We start from the raw sequence: 19,176 nt of genomic DNA, 5'->3' as shown, positions 1-19,176 counted from the left end.
GGAGAGGCTACCGACCGGCCCTTGTCCCTTGCACCAAGAGTGTCCTGCAATCACATGCCGGCAGCTGCCACAGCAAAACAGCTGACCGTTGAGAGCACTCTATAACGAGAAGGTAACGGCGACAAGGGTTCGGCGTTATCTTTTCGTGATTGATCTCGGGGTCGCCGAATCCGCCCCAGAACGCGCCGGAACCCCGCGCGATCCCGCTCCTGGGCAATCACCGCCCTCCGTCTTGCGCTTCGCCCGAACCCTCGGGGTTCTCTTGCGGAAACGTTGCGGTTCCCGTGCGTGAACGACGCGGTCGCTTTTCCAGACTGTTCCCATCAGGCCGCGCAACACCGCAGAGCCCCAGACCAGACGGGCCTCAGACCCGCACACATCCCTTGGGGGGAACATCATGAAGAAGTCCACGAAGGGCACCATCGCCATCGCCGCCGGAATCGCACTGCTGCTCGGCGGCGGCGGGTCGCTCGCCTACTGGCAGGGCTCGGCGCAGATCAGCTCGGCAACGATCCAGACCGGCGAGCTGAACGTCGCGCTCACCTCGGGCGCCACCTGGCAGGTCAAGCGCGGCAGCACGACGACCGACATCACCAGCACGCTGGCCTCGTTCAAGATGGTCCCCGGCGACACCGTCATCTACACGGTGCCCTTCCAGACCAAGGCGAACGGCACGAACCTCACTGCCGCCGGCGCCATCAGCTGGGGCGGCTACGCGGCCGTCCCCGCGCACCTCACCTCGAGCGTCGCGGGCACCTACAACAGCACCGCGATCGCCGGCGGCGCCTTCACGGTCGCGAGCGGCACGGCCGACGGCAAGCTCGTCTTCACGCTCAGCTGGCCCTTCGGCACCAGTGCGTCGAATGACACCGCTGCCGCCACGATGAACCAGAGCTGGAACCTCGGCGCCACCACCGTGACGGTCACGCAGACCGCCAACGGCGCGTCCTGAGCCGGCCACCCAGACAGGGAGGGGCCGGGTGCGAACCCGAATCGCGCCCGGCTTCTCCCGCCACCTCCCCACTCACACCTCACACAGATCGGGTTGACGGATGCCGCGCAGCAAGGTCAAGGCCCCGCTCGGGGTCGCCGGAATCCTCGCCGGCGTCGTCGCGGTCGCGGTCGTGCTCGCACCCGGCACGCTGAGCTCCTTCGTCTCGAGCACCGAGGCGCCCGCCGTCTCGGTGTCGACGGGCCAGGCGGCCCTCGCGATCACCGGCACCGGCGGCTCGAACTCGGGCGTCTACCCCGGCGGGCCCGCGCAGCTCATCGCAGCGCGCTCCATCGCCAACACCGGCGACGTGCCGCTCAGCCTCGCTTCCGCCTTCACCGCCACCGGCGGCCTCGCCACCAGCGTCGTCCTGACGGTCAGCGTCCAGACAGGCGTCTGCGCGGCCACTCCGCCCGCGGCGTGGCCCGCCGACAGCGGGCGCTGGCAGGCCACCACGGCGGCCAGCACCGTGGCCGTGCCGACCACGCTGGCGGTCGGCGCCACCCGCACCCTGTGCGTCTGGCAGAGCCTCGACCCGAACGCGCCGAACGGCACGCAAGGCCAGTCCGCTGCGGTGAGCGTCACGCTCACCGGCACGCAGATCGCCCCCTGACCCCACCCCACGCCCACCCTCACCCAGAAGGCCCCAATGACGAAGCGAGCGAAGATCCTCACGGCGCTGATCGCGGTGATCGGCCTGATCGTCGTCGCGCCGCTCTCGGCCGCCGCGTACTGGTCTGCGACAGCGCCCGTCGCGCTCACGGCTCAGGCGCGCACCTTCGCCGTCTCGCCCTTCTCGGTCGCGCCGGCCTCCGCGTCGTCGTCGACGAGCTTCGTCGGCTGGGAGACCACCCAGTACTACGCCGCCCCCCTCGTCAACAGTGGGTCGACGCCGTGGGCGTCCGCGAGCGTGGCTGTGGCCGCGGCATCCGGATTCGGTCCTGCGGCCGTCGCGACCCTTCAGGTCGTCTTCACCGCCTCGTCCACCGCGTGCCAGAACGACGCGACCTACACCGGCGTCAGCGCACGCAGCGCACTCGCCGCGTCGACGTGGCCGTCGCCGAGCGCCGCCGCGCCGGGCGCCACCGTCCATGCGTGCATCAAGCTCGTCGTCACCGACACCGACAGCCACAGCGACACCGGTCAGGCGCCGGCGCCGACGCTGACGCTCACCACGACGGCGACCGCGGCGCAGCACAATTGGACCGCTCAGGAACAGGCCCAGCTCACCATCGCGAGCACCGGATGGGCCGCGTGCTCCACGAATGGCAGCAACGTCGTCCTCACGCTTCCGAGCGGCCTGCCGTCCGGCTCGTACACCGTCACCCGCGACGACACGGGCGCGGCCTTCCCCGCGAGCATCTCGCCGAACGGCAAGACCCTCACCCTCTCGAACCCCGCGACCCGCGGCGTCGAGACGGCGGAGACCTATGTCTCCGTCCGCAACGCGCAGGGAACCGTGGTCGCCGTCGCGAACCTCTCGTTCCGCTCGTCGTACTTCCTCGTGATCTTCTTCAACAAGAGCTTGGCATGCGCATGAACACTCTCTCGATGACCACCCTCGACGCCGTCAGCGGTCCTTCGGATGAGCTGACCGATTCGGTGACGGATGCCGCGGCCGCGGCATCCCGCTCCGGCAATCGTCCCTCCGCCGAGGAGCGCGTCTCGGTGCCGCGGATGCTGCTGACCGCGCTGTCCTGGGCCGTGCTCGCCCTTGTCGCGCTGCTCGCGGTCGTCGTCGTGATCGTGCCGCTCGTGAGCGGCTCCAAGCCCTACACCGTGCTCACCGGGTCGATGGTGCCGCAGTACTCGCCGGGGACGCTCGTCGTGGTGAAGCCCGCCGACATCAGCGAGATCGCCCTCGGCGACGTCATCACCTACCAGCTCGAGTCCGGCAAGCCCGAGGTCGTCACGCACCGCGTCGTGGGGATCGGCGCGGCGGCCGACGGCGAGCCGTTGCTCATCACCCGCGGCGATGCGAACGACGCCGACGACGCCGACCCGGTCCGGGGCGTGCAGATCGTCGGCAAGCTCTGGTACTCGGTGCCGTACATCGGCTGGATCAACAGCGTCGTCACCGGTGAGGCGCGGGCGTGGGCGCTGCCCATCGTGGTCGCGGGGCTGTTCGTCTACGGGATCGTGACGATCGTCGTGGGCATGCGCGACCGGCGGCGCGCCCAGTCCGCCCTCGCCCGCGGCACACGGCGCGAGCAGCCGGGTGGCGCCGCCGGCGACGCGCACCCGGCCGGCGCCCGCAACGCCTGACGCGCGCATCCCGGTGCCCTGCGGGCTCAGCCCCGCGTGCGGCTCAGTACCAGTCGGTGGCCTGCGAGTGGCCCCACGCACTGCACGGCGTGCCGTACGCAGCGGCGATATATTGCAGGCCCCACGCGATCTGGGTGGTGGCGTTGGTCTGCCAGTCCGCGCCCGCGCTGGCCATCTTGTTCCCCGGCAGCGACTGGGGGATTCCGGTGGCCCCGCTCGAGGCGTTGTAGGCCTGGTAGTTCCAGCCCGACTCCTTGGTCCAGAGCGACTCGAGGCACGAGAACTGGTCGGCGCCCCAGCCGTACTGCGACGACGCCATGGAGCGTGCGGCCGCCTTGGCGCCCTCGGGGGTGTTCGCGGCCGCCGCGATGCGGGCGGCCTCGGCGGCGGCCTCTGCCGCCTTGCGCTCCGCCTCGGCGGCAGCGGCGGCTGCTGCTGCGGCAGCCTCCTCGGCGGCCTTCTTCTCGAGCGCCGCGTCGAGGCGGTCGCGCAGGTCGCCCACGCGGGCCTCGACGTCGTCGGTGGCGTCGACGAGCTTCTCGGTCACCGCCGGCAGCAGGAGCACCGGCATGAGGTCGATGTCGTCGAGCTCGTCCATGGCGCCGAGCAGGGGAGAGGTGTCGACCGATGTATCCGCCACGCCGAGGTCGAGGTGTGCGGCGGCGATGTCCGCCCCGAGCGCGCCGGCGTCGGCGAGGGCGGCGCGCGCCGCGCCCACGGCGTCGCGGGCGTCCTCGCCGACCTCCTGCAGGGTCGTCGCGCCGGGGGTTGCGGCGAGCACGGCCGGCGTGGCGGCGGTCACCGGTGCGAGCGCGGCGGCGGCCGTCTGGGCGGCGAAGGCGGGAGTGGTGGCGGCGAGGGCGCTCGCGCCGGCGATGCCGACGACGAGTCCTGCCGAGACGAGGAGCGAGGTGCGACGGCGGGAACGGGGTGCGCGCGCGGGCGCGACGGAGTGCTTCTGAGGCATGGGGGAAACGCTGAATCCTTCGGTGTTGCGCGCCGGCAGCGCGGCGCTGGGCATCCTCGGGTCGGACGCAAAGCATCGAGTCTGCCTCGTCGTTCTGGACGAATCCGCAGTGGAGCCTGGACGGACCATGAGAGCGTCCGATCGGGAAAGGGCCGATCACGAGGCTGCCGAAGGGAGATCGGAGGGAGGGATGCCGCGGCCCGCGGCATCCCTCCTCATCGCTGTCCGGCAGCCTCGGTACGCTCGTCGCGTGGCCGTCAGTCAGTCCCGTAGAGCACGCGCGTCGCGCCGTCGCGCACGCCGCGTCGCGGCTGCCGACAACGACCTGACGGTCGACGAATGGGAGGCCATCGTCGAGGCGTGGGGTGCCTGCGCGTACTGCGGTCTGACCATCGGACCTTTCCAGCGCGACTGCGTGCTGCCCATCTCGCGGGGCGGGCGCTACACGTTCGAGAACGTGGTGCCCGCGTGCCGATCCTGCAACGCGAGCAAGAGCAACGACGAGGTCACCGGCTGGCTGCGCCGCAAGCGCCTGGACGAGCGGGCGTTCCTGCTGCGGCACGTCGAGATCCTGCGCGCCTGGCGGTCGTGACGCACCCGGCCGACTCGCTCGCCCCCCGATCGACAGGAGACTTCGCATGACCGTGACCGTCCGTCCCTACGACGAGCGCGACTGGGCCGACATCTGCCGCATCCACGACGCGGCCCGCCTCGACGAGCTCGGTGGTGCCGGACTGCTCGATGCGTACCTCGACCTCGAGGCGACCTACGAGAACGAGGGGCTGTTCGACGACGAGGTGTGGGTCGCCGAGGTCGACGGCCGGGTCGCCGGCTTCATCGCCGGCTCGTCGGGCGAGATCACGTGGGCTTACGTCGACCCGGCGCTCTATCGCCGGGGGATCGGTCGCGCGCTCGTGCAGCACGTGCTCGACCGCGCGACCGGTCCGGTCGAGCTCGAGGTGCTCGACGGCAACAGCGCGCGGGCGTTCTACGAGGCGCTGGGCTTCGTGCTCGAGACCACGACGACGGGCAAGCTCGCCGGCAACGAGGCGTTCCAGGCGACGGGCCACACGCTCGTGTGGCGGCCGGCCGCGGCATCCGGCTGATCCGTCGACCGCGACGACCGTGGCGCACTCACCCGGCGGCGAGCAGACGGATGCCCTCGAGCACGGCCGCGTGCGTCTTCGGCGAGCCGAGCACGCGGAAATGGCCGGCCGTGGGCACCGCGACGTTGGTGGCGCCCTCGAGCCCGCTGCCCTCGGGGATGTGCGCGTCGTAGGGTCCGAACACCGACACGATGCGCCCGTTGATGGACGTCTCGCGTCCGAGCATGACGATGGTCTCGTCGCCCGGGAGGAATGCCCGGATGCTCGGATCGACGAACAGGCGGGCCCGGCGCGCGCCGCCGAAGGGCGTGGCGACCGCGACCAGCCCCAGCACCCCCATCGGCGGGCCGCCCGTCTCGGGCGTCGCGCTCGCCGCGGCCTCGGCGGGATCGCCGCCCGTGGTCGCCTCGACGGCGGCGGCTCCTGCGGCGCCGGAGGTGACGAGCAGGTGCTTGGCGATCAGTCCGCCCTTGCTGTGCGCGACGAACACACGTCCGCTGGGCGGTGCGGGCTGCTCCGCGAGCAGCCGCCCGAGGCGCTCGGACGTGTCGGGGATGCTGCGGCGGTTCATGCCCAGTCCGTGCACCACGACGATCCGGTGCCCCGCGGCCGAGAGGGCGTCGCCGAGCGGCCGCAGGAACGTCCAGTGCTCGTACACCCCGGGCAGCAGCACGACCTCCGGCAGGCCCGTCGAACCGTGCGACCAGGCGGCGGGCGCGGGCCGTGGCCGGCCGAAGGTCCACGGCAGCGACACGACCGTCAGCTGTCGCCGGGCGGCGTAGAAGTAGTCGGCGGCCCACCACAGCGCTCGCCGCACGGCGCCGGGGCGGTCACCTGTCATTCGCACTCCTCGTCCACTCCGAGTGTCGTCCCCCGGGAGGGCGGGAGGCAAGGGCGAGCGGATGCGGCGGCCGCTCACGACGCGGCGGGTCCGGTGCCCGCAGGCTCGGTCGTGCCTCGCACCCCGACGATCGCCGCTTCGACGACCGACGCCGCGAGGGCATCGATGACGGGTGCGGACTGCCATTGGACCGGGCCGTGGACGGCGATGTCGGCGAAGCCGTGCACGGCCGACCAGCACGCCCACTCGGCGTAGGGGCGGCGCTCAGGGGAGAGCGCGCCGGTGTCGACCATCGTGTCGAGCGTGTCGAGGAGCAGCTGGAACGGGGCGACGACTTCGTGGTCGAGGGTCACGATGCCCTCGCCGGGCTGCGGGTCCTGCGTCGCGAAGGCCAGCTCGAACCAGCCGCGCTCGGCGCGGGCGAAGTCGATGTACGCCAGTCCCACCCGCCGGAGGCGCTCGATGGATGCCTCCGCGGCGGACAGCCCTGAGGGCGTCGCCTCGACGCGCTCGAGGATCGCGCGGGCGAGAGCGGTCTGCGCCTCGGCGGCGACGGCCCGCACGAGGTCGTCGCGGTCGACGAAGTGCCGGTACGCGGCGTTCGGCGAGACGCCGACTCCGCGCGTGGCCTCGCGCAGCGAGATCGCCGCCGGGCCGCCGGTGCGCGCGAGCTGAAGGCCCTGCTCGACGAGTGCACGTCGGAGGTCCCCGTGATGATAGGCCCGCGTCGGCACGACCATTGCATCGCCCCCACGTTGATGTGTACGGTGTGAACATCGATGTATACGGTGTCCACATCGAGCCTACCGCTCCACCGGCGCCGCCCCCACGACACGCCAGAAGGAACCCGATGAGCCAGCCCTCCACCGCGACGCAGGAGAACGACGACGCCGCCCAGGTGCGCCCCGGACCGCGCACGATGCGGGCCTTCTACCAGGTGCTCGCGAACACGGCGGTCGCCAACGTCACCTCGAGCTATCTGTGGTGGGCGCTGACCTTCTGGGCGTACCTCGAGACGCGGTCGGTGCTGGCCACCGCGATCATCGGCGGCTCGTACATGCTGCTTGTCGCGGTGCTCGGCGTCGTATTCGGCGTGCTCGTCGACCACATGAAGAAGAAGGCGGTCATGGTGCTCTCGAGCGTCGTGACGCTGTCGACCTACCTGATCGCCGGCGCGCTCTACCTGGCCTTCCCCGAAGACGTGCTCATCGACTGGGGCGGACCATGGTTCTGGGTGTTCGCCGGCGTCATCCTGATCGGCGGCGTGGTCGAGAACCTCCGCAACATCGCCCTGTCGACCACGGTGACACTCCTGGTTCCGGCCGACCGGCGGGATCGGGCGAATGGTCTCGTCGGCGCGGTGCAGGGCATCGCGTTCATGGTGACGAGCGTGTTCTCGGGTCTGTCGGTCGGCCTTCTCGGCATGGGCCCGACCGTCGTCATCGCCATCGCGGCGACGGCGATCGCGCTCACCCACCTCCTGTTCGTCCCGATCCCCGAGCGCGATGTCGCGCACGTCGATGGCGCAGCACCCCGCGGAGCCGGCTTCCGGGGCGTGATCCCCGCCGTCCTGGTCGTTCCCGGCCTTCTCGCCCTGATCTTGTTCTCGACCTTCAACAACCTGGTCGGCGGTGTCTTCATGGCCCTCATGGACCCGTACGGACTCGAGCTCTTCTCGGTCGAGATCTGGGGCGTGATCCTCGGCGTCACCAGCATCGGATTCATCATCGGAGGCGGGCTGGTCGCCAAGTTCGGCCTCGGCAAGAACCCGGTGCGCACCATGCTGCTCGTCAACGTCGGGATCGCGGTCCTCGGCATGACCTTCGCGATCCGCGAGGTGTGGTGGCTGTACGCCCTCGGCATCCTCGTCTTCATGTGCCTGATGCCGATCGCCGAGGCGTCTGAGCAGACGATCGTGCAGCGCGTCGTGCCGTTCGAGAAGCAGGGCCGCGTGTTCGGATTCGCCGCCAGCGTCGAGTCCGCCGCTGCGCCGATCTCCGCGTTCCTCGTCGGGCCCCTCGCGCAGTTCTGGCTCATCCCGTTCATGGACTCGCAGGCCGGGCAGGACTCCCTGGGCTGGCTGCTCGGACCCGGCGAGGCCAGAGGAATCGCGCTGGCCTTCGTCGGCGCCAGCGCCGTGCTGCTGGTGGTCGTGCTCCTGGCGTTCGTGTCGAAGCCCTACCGCCAGCTGTCCGAGGCGTACGCGACGGCGCCGCCGTCTCTGCAGACCGACGACGAGAGCGGGGCGGATGCCGCGACCGTCGACGTCGCGGCGACGCCCGGCCTCAAGGGCATGTCGGGGTCGTGACGGCCGGCGCTCCGGCCTTCTCGCGCTCCCTGATCACGCCGGCGTCGTGATGAGGGGCACGCGGTAGCGCTTGCGGTACGCCGCGGGCGTGAGCCCCGTGACTCGTTTGAAGAGCCTTCGGAAGAAGGCGGCGTCCTCGTAGCCGACGTGCCAGCCCACGGCCTCGACCGACTCCTCCGTGCGTTCGAGGCGGCGCTTGGCCTCCTCGATGCGGATGCGCTGGGCGTAGGCCAGCGGACTGACTCCGGTCGCCTCGGTGAAGCGTCGCTTGAACGTGCGCTCGGCCAGGCCTGACCGCACCACCATCTGCTCGACGGGGGTGGCGACCGAATAGTGGGTGGTCAGCCAGTCCTGCGCGTCGGCGACGACGGCGTCGCCGTGACCGGACTTGCCGGTGAACACCATGTACGGGGCGAGCCCGTCCTGGTGCCATTGAAGGGCGAACACGCGTGCGGCCTCCTGGGCGACGGATGCCCCGGCGAAGCGCCCGGTCAGATACAGCACCAGGTCGTGCCACGTCGTCGAGGCGCCCGAGGTGATGAGCTCGTCGCGGTCGCCGGTCACCATGAGAGCGCGTTCGGGATGGATGCGCACCTTGGGGTGCGCGGACTGCAGGTGCGGGGCGTAGTCGTAGTGCACCGTCACATCACGGCCGTCGAAGAGCCCGGTCTCAGCGAGCAGGAAGATGCCCGAGCACGCCGAGCACAGCAGAGCGCCCTGCGCGTGCATGCGGCGGGCCCAGCCGACGAGTTCGGGGTACCGGTCCCGCTTCCAGCCGCCAGGGCCGAGGACGATCGACGGCACGATGACAATGTCCGTGTGGTCGATATCGGCGACGCGCTCGGCGACGGGAACCGGCACACCGCTCACCCCCATGAGCGGTCCGGCTTCGGCGCCCACGATCGTCGCGCGGAACGGCGGCGGCGCGTCGGTGCCGCCGATCCCCATGAGCGCGAAGGAGTTCAGGACGTCCAGCACGCCGAACATCGTGGCGACCCCGGTGTCGGGCAGGGCGATGACCGACACACTCAGCGTGCGCTCCGCGGCCATCGATCCTCCTCGACTCCACATGGTGGCACGAATGGACCGAACCAGGGTGCGGATGCCCCTGAACACGAGGACGCGGCATCCCGAGCATGGAAGGACACCGATCGAAACGGATCTGGAAGGACCGAACTATGACAACGACAACCGTGGATGAAACCGCCCTGCAGGCATTCGTGATGAAAGCCGTCGACGACCTCGCAGCCGGCTACCTGGGCGTGATGGTGAGCCTCGGATCACGGCTCGGGCTGTACCGCGCGCTCGCGGAGAGCGGGCCCCTGACCTCGGCCGAACTCGCTGCCCGTACCGACTGTGCGGAGCGTTACGTGCGCGACTGGCTCGCCTCGCAGGCCGCTGGCGGCTACCTGATATACCACGCCGAGAACGCGACCTTCGAGCTGACCGCCGAGCAGGCGCTCGTGCTGGCCGACGAGTCGAGTGCGGTCTACCTGCCGCCCGCATGGAACGTACCCGCGGCGATGTGGTCGGACGAGGCGAAAGCGCTCCACTCCTTTCGCACCGGGGAAGGAGTGGCGTGGGGGGATCACGACCCCCGACTGGCGCACGGCACCGCCGCGTTCTACCGCAACGGTTACCGTGCGAGCCTGACGTCGCAGTGGCTGCCCGCGCTCGAGGGCGTGGTCGACGCGCTCGATCGGGGCATTGCGGTCGCCGATGTAGGCGCCGGTCACGGGCACACCACCGTGCTCATGGCCGAGGCGTTCCCGAACTCGCGATTCCACGGATACGACAGCCATGCCGCGTCCGTGTCGGAGGCGCGCCGCAACGCCCGCGACGCAGGCGTGCAGGATCGTGCCGTCTTCTCCGAGGTCCGCGCCGATGAGTACGAGCAGCGGGGGTTCGGCCTGATCTGCTTCTTCGACTCGCTGCACGACATGGGGAACCCCGTCGGCGTCCTCCGGCACGCGGCGGAGGCGCTCACCCCCGAGGGCACGCTGCTCCTGGTCGAGCCGAACGCGGCCGACCGCCTCGAGGACAACCTCTCTGTGGTCGCGCAGACGTACTACGCGGCGTCGAGCATGATCTGCACCGCCCACTCCCTGTACGACGGTGGAGAGCTCGTCCTCGGCGCGCAGGCCGGGCGGCTCCGTCTCGCCGAGGTGCTCCATGACGCAGGGTTCTCGCGGGTGCGAGTCGTCGCGGAGACGCCGTTCAACCTCATCATCGAGGGTCGCCGCTGACGTCGAGTGTCCGGCCGCGGCCTCTCCGTCGAGGGAGTCCGCGGCACGGCTGCGTCCGGGGGGCGCGGCCCGGCCGCTCAGCCCTCTTCGCCGTCCTCGAAGTCGGCCCACGCCGCCACGTCGATGCCGTGGTTGTCGGGCGAGGCGATCGTCCACCAGTGCGGTGCGTTCGACCGCACGATCCGTCCGCCTGCGGCGACGGCATCGGCCACCCGGGCCTCGGCGACGTCACGCGGGACGGACACGTCGATGTGCGTGCGTCCGCGCCCGGGCTTGGCCGGATCGAGCGGGTGGAACCACAGGTGGGGGCCACGGCGCAGCGGGTCGGTCGCATCCTCGTCGCCGTTGTCCTCATAGCCGAGCGCCGCCGCCCAGAAGGGACGTGTGTCGACGCCCTCTCCCTCCGCGACCGCGATGCCGACCGTCTGGAGGTGCGAGGGGTCGGGTTCGAGGCCGAGCCCGCGGGCTGCTCGCGAGATCGACGCCGCGAGCACCGCATCGATCGGGCTCAGCGCGCCGTCCGCACGCGAGAACGTGCGGACGGTGACCCCGTGCGGCCGGACGTCGACGTCGGGCTCGTGCCCGACCTCGTCCACCACCTCGGCGATCGCGGCGACCAGCGCGGACGCCTGCGCGAACGACGACGTGGAGTAGTGGACGTGCGCACCCCAGAACAGCACCCGCCAGTCCTCGACCCCGGGGGAGTCGTGGAACTCCTTCGCCGTGACTCTCGACCGCGGCGGGGCCGAGGCATCCGCTCCGTCGCGCTGCTCGCTCTGTGCGTCGGTCATCGTCGTCCTCCGTCTCGTGCGCGGCGTGCGCCCGCCGCGACGATAGCCGTGGGCGCCGACACCGGCAACTGCTAGCCCGTCGGCGTCACTCCCGCAAGCCCCTGCAGGGCGCGGCGCCCGCGAGGTTACGTTCGCCCCACACCTCGAAGATCGGAGCGCACCATGTCGTACCCGAACCAGCCGCCCGTCGCCCCCGGCGACGGCGACGACCTCACCCGGGAGGAGGCCGACGAGCGCGGTGGCGACATCGCCGCCGGTGATCCCGACGTCCTCACCGGCGACGACGACCGTCCGCTCGACCCCGACGTCGACGACGACGCCATCTCGAGCGCCGCGGCCGACGAGCGCGCTGCGACCGAGGGCACGCTCGACGGCGAGATCGACGCTCGTCCGTGACCTCCGCCCGGCAGTGCACGGATCGCGGCAGGATGGATCCATGATCGCCATCCCCACCGTGACGCTGAACGACGGCACCGCCTTCCCCGAACTCGGGCTCGGCACCTACAACCTCCGCGGCGAGGAGGGGATCGAGGCGATGGTCGAGGCCGTCGGCTCCGGGTACCGGCTGCTGGACACGGCGGTCAACTACGAGAACGAGCACGAGGTGGGCGAGGCGGTGCGCCGCAGCCCGGTCGACCGCGACGAGCTCATCGTCACGTCGAAGATCCCCGGTCGTCATCACGGGTTCGAGCAGGCGATCGACAGCATCCAGGGCTCGCTGGGACTGCTCGGGCTGGACCGCATCGACCTGCAGCTCATCCACTGGCCGAACCCGAGCGTCGGCAGGTACGTCGACACCTGGCGGGGCATGGTCGAGGCGCGCGAGCGCGGCCTGGTGCGCTCGATCGGAGTGTCGAACTTCACCGAGGCGATGCTGACCGAGCTCATCGACGCCACCGGCGTCACGCCCGCCGTGAATCAGGTTGAGCTGCACCCCTACTTCCCGCAGGCGGCGCTGCGCGCGTTCCACGCCGAGCACGGCATCCGCACCGAGAGCTGGAGCCCCCTGGCCCGCCGCAGCGAGCTTCTCACCGAGCAGCTGCTTCAAGAGCTCGCCGTCGTCCACGACGTCACGCCGACGCAGATCGTGCTGCGGTGGCATGTGCAGCTCGGCAGCACCCCGATCCCGAAGTCGAGCGACCCGGACCGTCAGCGCGAGAACGCCGACGTGTTCGGCTTCACGCTCTCCGACGATCACGTCGCCGCGATCTCGGCGCTCGAGCGCGGTCGGCTGTGGGACGGCGATCCCGAGACCCACGAGGAGATGTAGCGCCGGCGCACACACGTCGGGCGAGCGGATGCCGCACCCGCGCCCGCTCAGAAGTCGGTGTGCCCCAGATCGGGCCACGGCACGAACTCGACGTCCGCCGAGCCGGACTGCAGCTCGAGCACGATGATCTCGTTGGTGCCCGCGCGCAGTGCGCCCGCGGGTACGTAGAGCGTGTGCTGCGGTCCGCGCGACCAGTAGCGGCCGATGTGGAAGCCGTTGATCCAGACGGAGCCCTTGCCCCACGCGCGGGTCGCAAGGTACAGATCGGCGGGCTCGTCGAGCTCGAACGCCCCCACCGCGAACGTCGGCCCCGGAATCGCCGGCAGTGCCGGATCGGCCGGGGAGGCGGCATCCCGCACCGGCGTCAGATCGGTCAGATCGAGCGCCGCCGCCCGCCACGGCCCCAGGGGGTGGCCGTTGAGGGAAGCGGGGGCGATGAGGCCCTTCGGCTCGCCGATGCGCGGACCGTAGTTGACGCGGCCCTGGTCTTCGAGCACCACCTCGAGGGTGCCGCGCGCGTCGGCCGGAAGGCCCAGCGTGCGGTCGTGGTGGTCGCGGGCGAGAACGCCGACCGGGCGCCCGTCGAGAGACACCAGCGCGCGGTCGCGCACCTCGCCGAACTCCAGTACGGCCGGGCCGGTCGCGTCGACCTCGGTGCGGTACATCGCGAAGCCCTCGTAGCGGCCGAGGGCCTCCATCGTCGGGACGTCGTCGTGCGTCGACCAGTCGCCGAGCGCATCGGCCACCGCCGATAGCGACACGGTGCGGGTGAGCCGAGTGCGTAGAGCGGGGGCCGCGGATGCCTCGGCCGGCGTCTCCTCGACGGCATCGGGGTTGTATCGGCGCAGCACCTCGCGGAAGGCCCAGTACTTCGCGGTCGGGTTTCCGGCCTCGTCGAGCGGGGCGTCGTAGTCGTAGCTCGTCACGATCGGCTGGTAGACGCCCTTGTCGTTGGCGCCGTTCGTGAAGCCGAAGTTGGTGCCGCCGTGGAACATGTAGATGTTCACCGATGCGCCCGCGGCGAGGAGGTCGTCGAGATCCTTCGCCGAGTCGGCGACGGACGTCGTGTGGTGGTGCGCGCCCCAGTGATCGAACCAGCCGTCCCAGAACTCCGAGCACATGAGCGGTCCGGTCGGCTGGTGCTCGCGCAGCGTGGCGAGTCGTTCGATCGACCGCGAGCCGAACGACGCGGTCTTGTGCAGGCCGGGGATGCTGCCGCCGTCGAGCATGGCCGGCTCGGGCTGGTCGACGGTCGTGAGCGGAACGGTGATGCCGATCGCGCGGTTCAGATCGACGAGCTTCTCGAGGTACACGGGGTCGGAGCCGTACGCGCCGTACTCGTTCTCGATCTGCACCAGGATGATGGGTCCGCCGCGGTCGATCTGCCGGGGAACCAGCACCGGCGCGAGCCGGCGCAGGTAGTCCTCGACGGCGGCGAGGTACTGCGGCTCGTCGCGGCGCACGCCCACCGACTCCGCTGCGAAGAGCCAGGCGGGCAGTCCGCCGTTCGTCCACTCCGCGCAGATGTACGGGCCCGGCCGGACGATCGCGTGCATGCCCTCGGCGGCGACCTCGTCGAGGAAGCGGCCGAGATCGAGACCGCCCGTGAGGTCGAACTCGCCGGGGCGCGGTGCGTGGGCGTTCCAGGCGACGTACGTCTCGATGGTGTTGAGACCCATCTGGCGGGCCTTGCGGATGCGATCCCGCCACTGATCGGGGTGCACGCGGAAGTAGTGCAGCGCCCCGGCCAGGATGCGCAGCGGCTTCCCGTCGAGCAGGAAGTCGTCGTCGCCGATGCGGAACTCGCTCATCGAACCGTTCTCTCGTGTCGTTCATTCGGGCGCGGCGAGCGCCGCAGGGCAGGGGAGCGGAGGCGGCGGCCCGAGGAGCCGCCGCCTCCGCGAGGCGTCACTCGACGGTGAAGCCCTGCTGGTTGCCGTAGTCGACCAGCTGGTCCTGCCAGGCCTGGAGACCCTCGTTGAGGTCGCCGGAGTTCAGGTAGGACTGCCCGACGGTGTCGCCGAAGATGCTGTTCGCGTACACCTGGTAGGGCAGGTACTGCCATCCGCTCGGCACGTTCTTCGCGGCATCCACGAGCACCTCGTTGATCTTCTGACCGCCGAAGTACTCCGACTCGGCGTTCAGGAACTCGTCCGACTCGAGCTCGGCGGTCGTCGCAGGGAAGCCGCCCGACGCGAGGAAGACCTCGATCGAGGCAGGGTCGGAGTTGAGCCACTTGAGGAAGGCCGCGGCGAGCGCCGGGTTCTTGCTCTGCTTGAGCACGACCTGGCCGCCGCCGCCGTTCTCGGCGGTCACCGGGGTGCCGTCGTAGGTCGGCATCGGAGCCACGCGCCAGTCACCGGCGGCGTCCGCGACCGACGACTCGAGCACGCCGGGCATCCAGGCGCCGGTGAGCAGGGTCGCGATCGTGCCGTCGCCGAGGGCGCGGTACCACTCGTCGCTCCAGCCGGGCGTGTCGGAGAGCAGGCCGCCCTCGACCAGGCGGTTCCAGCTGTCGGCCCACCTCTTCGAGCCCTCGTCCTGCAGGTTGATCGACACGTCGGTGCCGTCGGCCGAGAACGGGCGCCCGCCGGCCTGCCAGATCATGCTCGTCGTGAAGCCGGCGTCGCCGGTGTCGGACGTGATGAACTTCGTCGGGTCGGCGGTGTGCAGCTTCTCGGCAGCCGCGACGTACTCGTCGTAGGTCGTCGGCACCTCGATGTCGAACTCGTCGAAGACCGCCGCGTTGTAGAACATCGCCATCGGGCCCGAGTCCTGCGGGAGGCCGTAGACGGCGTCGCCCACCGTGACCGCGCCCCACGGGCCCGGGGTGTACTGGTCCTCGAGGTCGCTGAAGCCGTAGGGCGCGAGGTCGACGAGCGAGTCCGACAGCGCGAACTGCGGGATGGCGTAGTACTCGACCTGGGCGACGTCGGGCGCACCCGAGCCGGCGGTGATGGCGTTCTGGAGCTTGGTGTACTCCTCGGTGTTGGTCCCGGCGTTGACGAGCTTCACGTCCACGTTCGGGTAAGCGTCTTCGAACGCCGCGACCTGCGCCTCGGCCGAGGGCGTCCACGACCAGTAGGTGATCTCGCCGCCCTCCTCGAGCGCCGCCTCGAGCTCGTCGGCACTGCCGCCGGCGGCCGGGGCGTCGCCGCCGCCGGCGCAGCCGGCGAGGGTGAGGCCGAGGGCGAAGACGGATGCTGTGGCCACCGCGACCGTGCGGAGGCGACGAGACCGTGTGATTGTCGACATCGGTGTTCCTTTCATTGGTTCAGAGCGTTGTGGAGCGGGTGGGCTGGGGGCCCGTGGGAGCGGATGCGGGTTCGAGCGGTGAGCTCCCGGTCACTGCTTGACGCTTCCCGCGCTGAGGCCGGACTGCCAGAAGCGCTGGAGGACGAGGAAGGCGACGACGATCGGCACGATCGTGAGCAGCGAGCCGGTGATCACCAGGTTGTAGATGGGCTGGGCGGCGACGCCGCTGGCCTGCGCGCTCCACTGGCTGAGGCCGACGGTGAGCGGGTACCAGGTGGGCTCGCTGAGCATGATGAGCGGCAGGAAGTAGTTGTTCCAGGTGGCGACGACGGCGAAGAGCAGCACGGTCACGATCCCCGGGGCGAGCAGACGCAGCGAGATGGTGAAGAACGTGCGGAACTCGCCCGATCCGTCCATGCGCGCCGCTTCCAGCAGCTCGGTCGGCACCGCGTCGACCGCGTAGGTCCAGATCAGGTACAGGCCGAACGGGCTGATGAGCGACGGCAGGATGACCGCCCACGGCGTATTCGTGAGACCGAGCTGGCTGAACATCAGGAACGTCGGCACCGCGAGCGCCGTGCCCGGGATGGCGATCGCACCGAGCACGACCGCGAAGACCGCGCGCCGCCCGGGGAAGTTGTACTTCGCCATGCCGTAGCCGGCGACGGTGGCGAGCAGCGTCGCTCCGCCGGCGCCGACGATCACGTAGAGCAGCGTGTTGCCGAACCATTGGACGAAGATGCCGTCGCGGTAGGTGAGCGTGTCGACGATGTTCTGCCACAGGTTGAAGTCGGAGCCGAACCAGAGCCCGAAGGTCGAGAACAGGTCGCCCTGATCCTTCGTGGCGTTGACGACCAGCCAGACCAGCGGCACGACCGAGTAGATGACGAACACGGCCATGACGATCGTGAGGACGATCGACTTTCGCTGGCGCGACGGCGTGCGGCGCACGTAGTTCGGGCGTCGACCCGACGCGCGGCGCTGCGGGGGAGCGGTGAGGGTGGCGGTCGCGGTCATGTCAGCGCACCTCCTGACGGGAGCCGCGCAACTGCACGATGTAGGCGATGGTCGCCGTGATCACGCCCATGACGATCGCGACGGTGGCCGAGTAGTTGAACTGCTGGCCGGCGAACGACAAGTTGTAGGCGTACATGTTGGGGGTGAAGTAGCTCGAGATCACGTTGGGTGCCAGGTTCTTCAGCAGGTTGGGCTCGTTGAACAGCTGGAAGCTGCCGATGATCGAGAAGATCGTCGCGATCACGATTGACCCGCGCAGAGCGGGGATCTTGATGCCCGAGATGATGCGGATCTGCCCGGCGCCGTCGATCTCAGCGGCCTCGTAGAGCTCGGTCGGCACGACCTTGAGCGCCGCGTAGAAGATGAGCATGTTGTAGCCCATGAACTCCCACGTGACGATGTTCCCGATCGACGCGAGCACCCAGTCGGCACTGAACGGGCGGAGGACCTCGGCGCCGAGCAGGTCGTTGATCGAGCCGGTGAGGCCGAACTGGTTGCCGTAGATGAAGCCCCAGATGAGGGCGGCCACCACGCCGGGGACCGCATAGGGGAGGAAGATCGCGATGCGGAAGAACCCGGTGCCGTGCAGCCGCGCGCTGTCGAGTGCGAGCGCCGCGATGAGCGACAGCGCGAGCATGATCGGCACCTGGATGAGCAGGAACAGCGTCACCCGGAAGAGCGACTCCCAGAACTTCGGGTCCTGGAAGAGCTGAGCGTAGTTCGCGAGGCCGACGAACGCGGTTCCGCCGACCAACTGCTGGCGGAAGAGGGTGAGGATCAGCGCGTAGACGACCGGTGCGACGAGCACCGCGAGGAACACGATCATGAACGGGCCGACGAAGGCCCAGCCGCGCCAGTCGCGGCGCGCACGGGACGACCGCCGGGGGAGGGGGCGTGCGGTGGGTGGTGCTGACGCCGTCGTCATCTCGAAGTCCGTTCGTCGACTTGCAGGCATGTTTACGCGAACATGATGCGGGCGAGCCTAGCATGTTTGCGTAACCATGCAAGACTGTGGTGCACACGGGAAACGGATCGGGGAGAGATGACGGGGAACGGGCACATCGAGGCCGCTCGGCGGCGACCGGCGTCGATGGCGGACGTCGCACGCCACGCGGGAGTGTCGTCTCAGACGGTGTCACGCGTGGCCAACGGGCTCACCAACGTCGACGACGCCACGCGCGAGCGCGTGCTGTCGTCCATGCGCGCCGTGGGCTACCGGCCGAACGGCGCCGCCCGCGCCCTCAAGTACGGTCGCTTCCACACGATCGGCGTGATCATGTTCACGCTCGAGACGCTGGGCAACGTGCGCACCCTCGACGCCATCGCCACCGAGGCCGCTGCCGCGGACTACACCGTGACGCTCATGCCCGTGCCCGATCCCACGATGGGCGCCGTGTCAGGCGCGTACCGCCGGCTCAGCGAACAGGCCGTCGACGGCATCATCATCATCTTCGAGGCGAGCCTGCTCGACCGCGTCGAGATCACGCTGCCGCCGGGACTGCCCGTCGTCGTCATCGATTCCAACGCGGGTTCGGGCTTCGCCGTCGTCGACACCGATCAGGCACTGGGTGCGCGCCAGGCGACCGAGCACCTGCTCGGTCTCGGCCACCGGCAGGTGTGGCACATCGCGGGGCCGACCTCGTCATTCTCGGCGGGCCACCGCGCCGAGTCCTGGCGCGCGACGCTCGAGCAGGCGGGCATCACCCCGCCGCCGCTCGTCCACGGCGACTGGACGACCGAGTCGGGCCACCGCGTCGCACTCGAACTGGCCGGCCGTGACGACGTCACCGCGATCTTCGCCGCGAACGACCAGATGGCCCTCGGCGCGATGAAGGCGCTGCACGAGCTCGGGCGCGACATCCCGAATCAGGTCAGCGTGGTCGGGTTCGACGACATGGACGAGTCGCGTGCCTTCTGGCCCCCGCTCACGACCGTGCGCCAGAACTTCCGCGAGGTGGGCCGCATCGCGATGGAGCGGCTGCTGGCGCAGATCGACGATCCGGATGCTCCGTCCGAGACGACGCTGATCCCGACCGAACTCGTCGTGCGCGAGAGCAGCGGCCCTCCGCCGGCGCGCTGACCGGGCCGCACACGGCCCCGACCCCGGCGGCGGAGCCCC

At 70.4% G+C, this 19,176-nt stretch carries 20 protein-coding genes; 11 read left to right on the top strand and 9 right to left on the bottom strand.

The window, feature by feature from the left end:
* The first annotated feature begins 397 nt into the window (after nucleotides 1-397).
* The 4 genes from H9622_RS02960 to H9622_RS02945 all read left to right on the top strand — a co-directional run bounded on the left by H9622_RS02960 (nucleotide 398) and on the right by H9622_RS02945 (nucleotide 3,256).
* On the top strand, nucleotides 398-952 hold the full coding sequence (locus tag H9622_RS02960) for an alternate-type signal peptide domain-containing protein (protein ID WP_191764087.1): 555 nt from the start codon (nucleotides 398-400) through the stop codon (nucleotides 950-952).
* A gap of 100 nt (nucleotides 953-1,052) precedes the next feature.
* On the top strand, nucleotides 1,053-1,604 hold the full coding sequence (locus H9622_RS02955; protein ID WP_191764085.1) for a hypothetical protein: 552 nt from the start codon (nucleotides 1,053-1,055) through the stop codon (nucleotides 1,602-1,604).
* 36 nt (nucleotides 1,605-1,640) lie between these two features.
* On the top strand, nucleotides 1,641-2,531 hold the full coding sequence (locus tag H9622_RS02950) for a hypothetical protein (protein ID WP_191764083.1): 891 nt from the start codon (nucleotides 1,641-1,643) through the stop codon (nucleotides 2,529-2,531).
* An 11-nt stretch (nucleotides 2,532-2,542) separates the two neighbouring features.
* A complete protein-coding gene (locus tag H9622_RS02945) occupies nucleotides 2,543-3,256 on the top strand; it encodes a signal peptidase I (protein ID WP_191764080.1) in 714 nt (237 codons plus the stop codon).
* 43 nt (nucleotides 3,257-3,299) lie between these two features.
* Here the strand turns inward: H9622_RS02945 and H9622_RS02940 are convergent, their stop codons facing one another.
* Nucleotides 3,300-4,223, bottom strand: coding sequence for an aggregation-promoting factor C-terminal-like domain-containing protein (locus H9622_RS02940; protein ID WP_191764078.1), 924 nt, complete (start codon nucleotides 4,221-4,223; stop codon nucleotides 3,300-3,302).
* Between the two features lie 250 nt (nucleotides 4,224-4,473).
* Here H9622_RS02940 and H9622_RS02935 point away from each other — a divergent pair, with 250 nt between their 5' ends.
* Both H9622_RS02935 and H9622_RS02930 read left to right on the top strand, forming a co-directional pair.
* A complete protein-coding gene (locus H9622_RS02935) occupies nucleotides 4,474-4,815 on the top strand; it encodes an HNH endonuclease (RefSeq protein WP_191764077.1) in 342 nt (113 codons plus the stop codon).
* A gap of 46 nt (nucleotides 4,816-4,861) precedes the next feature.
* Nucleotides 4,862-5,329, top strand: coding sequence for a GNAT family N-acetyltransferase (locus H9622_RS02930; RefSeq protein ID WP_191764075.1), 468 nt, complete (start codon nucleotides 4,862-4,864; stop codon nucleotides 5,327-5,329).
* Nucleotides 5,330-5,357: 28 nt separating this feature from the next.
* Here H9622_RS02930 and H9622_RS02925 read toward each other — a convergent pair whose 3' ends face one another.
* Together H9622_RS02925 and H9622_RS02920 are read right to left on the bottom strand one after the other, a co-directional pair.
* Entirely contained in the window at nucleotides 5,358-6,170 is an 813-nt protein-coding gene (locus tag H9622_RS02925) for an esterase/lipase family protein (RefSeq protein WP_191764073.1), read from the bottom strand.
* A 74-nt stretch (nucleotides 6,171-6,244) separates the two neighbouring features.
* Nucleotides 6,245-6,904 carry a TetR/AcrR family transcriptional regulator gene (locus tag H9622_RS02920; RefSeq protein WP_318247009.1) on the bottom strand — a complete coding sequence of 220 codons (660 nt, stop codon included), beginning with the start codon at nucleotides 6,902-6,904 and terminating at the stop codon, nucleotides 6,245-6,247.
* A 116-nt stretch (nucleotides 6,905-7,020) separates the two neighbouring features.
* Here H9622_RS02920 and H9622_RS02915 point away from each other — a divergent pair, with 116 nt between their 5' ends.
* Entirely contained in the window at nucleotides 7,021-8,478 is a 1,458-nt protein-coding gene (locus H9622_RS02915) for an MFS transporter (protein ID WP_318247008.1), read from the top strand.
* Nucleotides 8,479-8,511: 33 nt separating this feature from the next.
* On the opposite strand, the gene H9622_RS02910 is transcribed toward H9622_RS02915, so the two are convergent.
* Nucleotides 8,512-9,528 (bottom strand): GlxA family transcriptional regulator, encoded by a 1,017-nt coding sequence (locus H9622_RS02910; protein ID WP_191764069.1) that lies wholly within the window; start codon nucleotides 9,526-9,528, stop codon nucleotides 8,512-8,514.
* Nucleotides 9,529-9,656: 128 nt separating this feature from the next.
* On the opposite strand from H9622_RS02910, the gene H9622_RS02905 reads away from it, so the two are divergent.
* A complete protein-coding gene (locus H9622_RS02905) occupies nucleotides 9,657-10,724 on the top strand; it encodes a methyltransferase domain-containing protein (RefSeq protein ID WP_191764067.1) in 1,068 nt (355 codons plus the stop codon).
* A 77-nt stretch (nucleotides 10,725-10,801) separates the two neighbouring features.
* Here H9622_RS02905 and H9622_RS02900 read toward each other — a convergent pair whose 3' ends face one another.
* Nucleotides 10,802-11,515, bottom strand: a complete 714-nt coding sequence (locus tag H9622_RS02900) for a VOC family protein (RefSeq protein WP_191764065.1) — start codon at nucleotides 11,513-11,515, stop codon at nucleotides 10,802-10,804.
* Between the two features lie 162 nt (nucleotides 11,516-11,677).
* Between H9622_RS02900 and H9622_RS02895 the strand changes: the two genes are divergently transcribed.
* Nucleotides 11,678-11,911 carry a hypothetical protein gene (locus H9622_RS02895; RefSeq protein ID WP_191765661.1) on the top strand — a complete coding sequence of 78 codons (234 nt, stop codon included), beginning with the start codon at nucleotides 11,678-11,680 and terminating at the stop codon, nucleotides 11,909-11,911.
* A 40-nt stretch (nucleotides 11,912-11,951) separates the two neighbouring features.
* On the top strand, nucleotides 11,952-12,785 hold the full coding sequence (locus H9622_RS02890) for an aldo/keto reductase (protein ID WP_191764063.1): 834 nt from the start codon (nucleotides 11,952-11,954) through the stop codon (nucleotides 12,783-12,785).
* Between the two features lie 47 nt (nucleotides 12,786-12,832).
* On the opposite strand, the gene H9622_RS02885 is transcribed toward H9622_RS02890, so the two are convergent.
* From H9622_RS02885 to H9622_RS02870, 4 genes are all read right to left on the bottom strand, one after another.
* The gene (locus H9622_RS02885) at nucleotides 12,833-14,596 is read right to left on the bottom strand and encodes a glycoside hydrolase family 35 protein (protein ID WP_191764061.1); all 1,764 of its coding nucleotides are present in this window, start codon (nucleotides 14,594-14,596) and stop codon (nucleotides 12,833-12,835) included.
* 97 nt (nucleotides 14,597-14,693) lie between these two features.
* Nucleotides 14,694-16,040 carry an ABC transporter substrate-binding protein gene (locus H9622_RS02880; RefSeq protein ID WP_191764060.1) on the bottom strand — a complete coding sequence of 449 codons (1,347 nt, stop codon included), beginning with the start codon at nucleotides 16,038-16,040 and terminating at the stop codon, nucleotides 14,694-14,696.
* A gap of 90 nt (nucleotides 16,041-16,130) precedes the next feature.
* Nucleotides 16,131-17,057, bottom strand: coding sequence for a carbohydrate ABC transporter permease (locus H9622_RS02875; RefSeq protein WP_191764059.1), 927 nt, complete (start codon nucleotides 17,055-17,057; stop codon nucleotides 16,131-16,133).
* A 1-nt stretch (nucleotide 17,058) separates the two neighbouring features.
* On the bottom strand, nucleotides 17,059-17,982 hold the full coding sequence (locus tag H9622_RS02870) for a carbohydrate ABC transporter permease (RefSeq protein ID WP_191764058.1): 924 nt from the start codon (nucleotides 17,980-17,982) through the stop codon (nucleotides 17,059-17,061).
* A gap of 117 nt (nucleotides 17,983-18,099) precedes the next feature.
* Here H9622_RS02870 and H9622_RS02865 point away from each other — a divergent pair, with 117 nt between their 5' ends.
* Entirely contained in the window at nucleotides 18,100-19,137 is a 1,038-nt protein-coding gene (locus H9622_RS02865; RefSeq protein WP_318247007.1) for a LacI family DNA-binding transcriptional regulator, read from the top strand.
* Nucleotides 19,138-19,176: the final 39 nt, after the last annotated feature.

This window comes from Microbacterium gallinarum, assembly GCF_014837165.1.
GTDB lineage: Bacteria > Actinomycetota > Actinomycetes > Actinomycetales > Microbacteriaceae > Microbacterium > Microbacterium gallinarum.
This window is presented reverse-complemented; position numbering and strand designations above follow the sequence as displayed.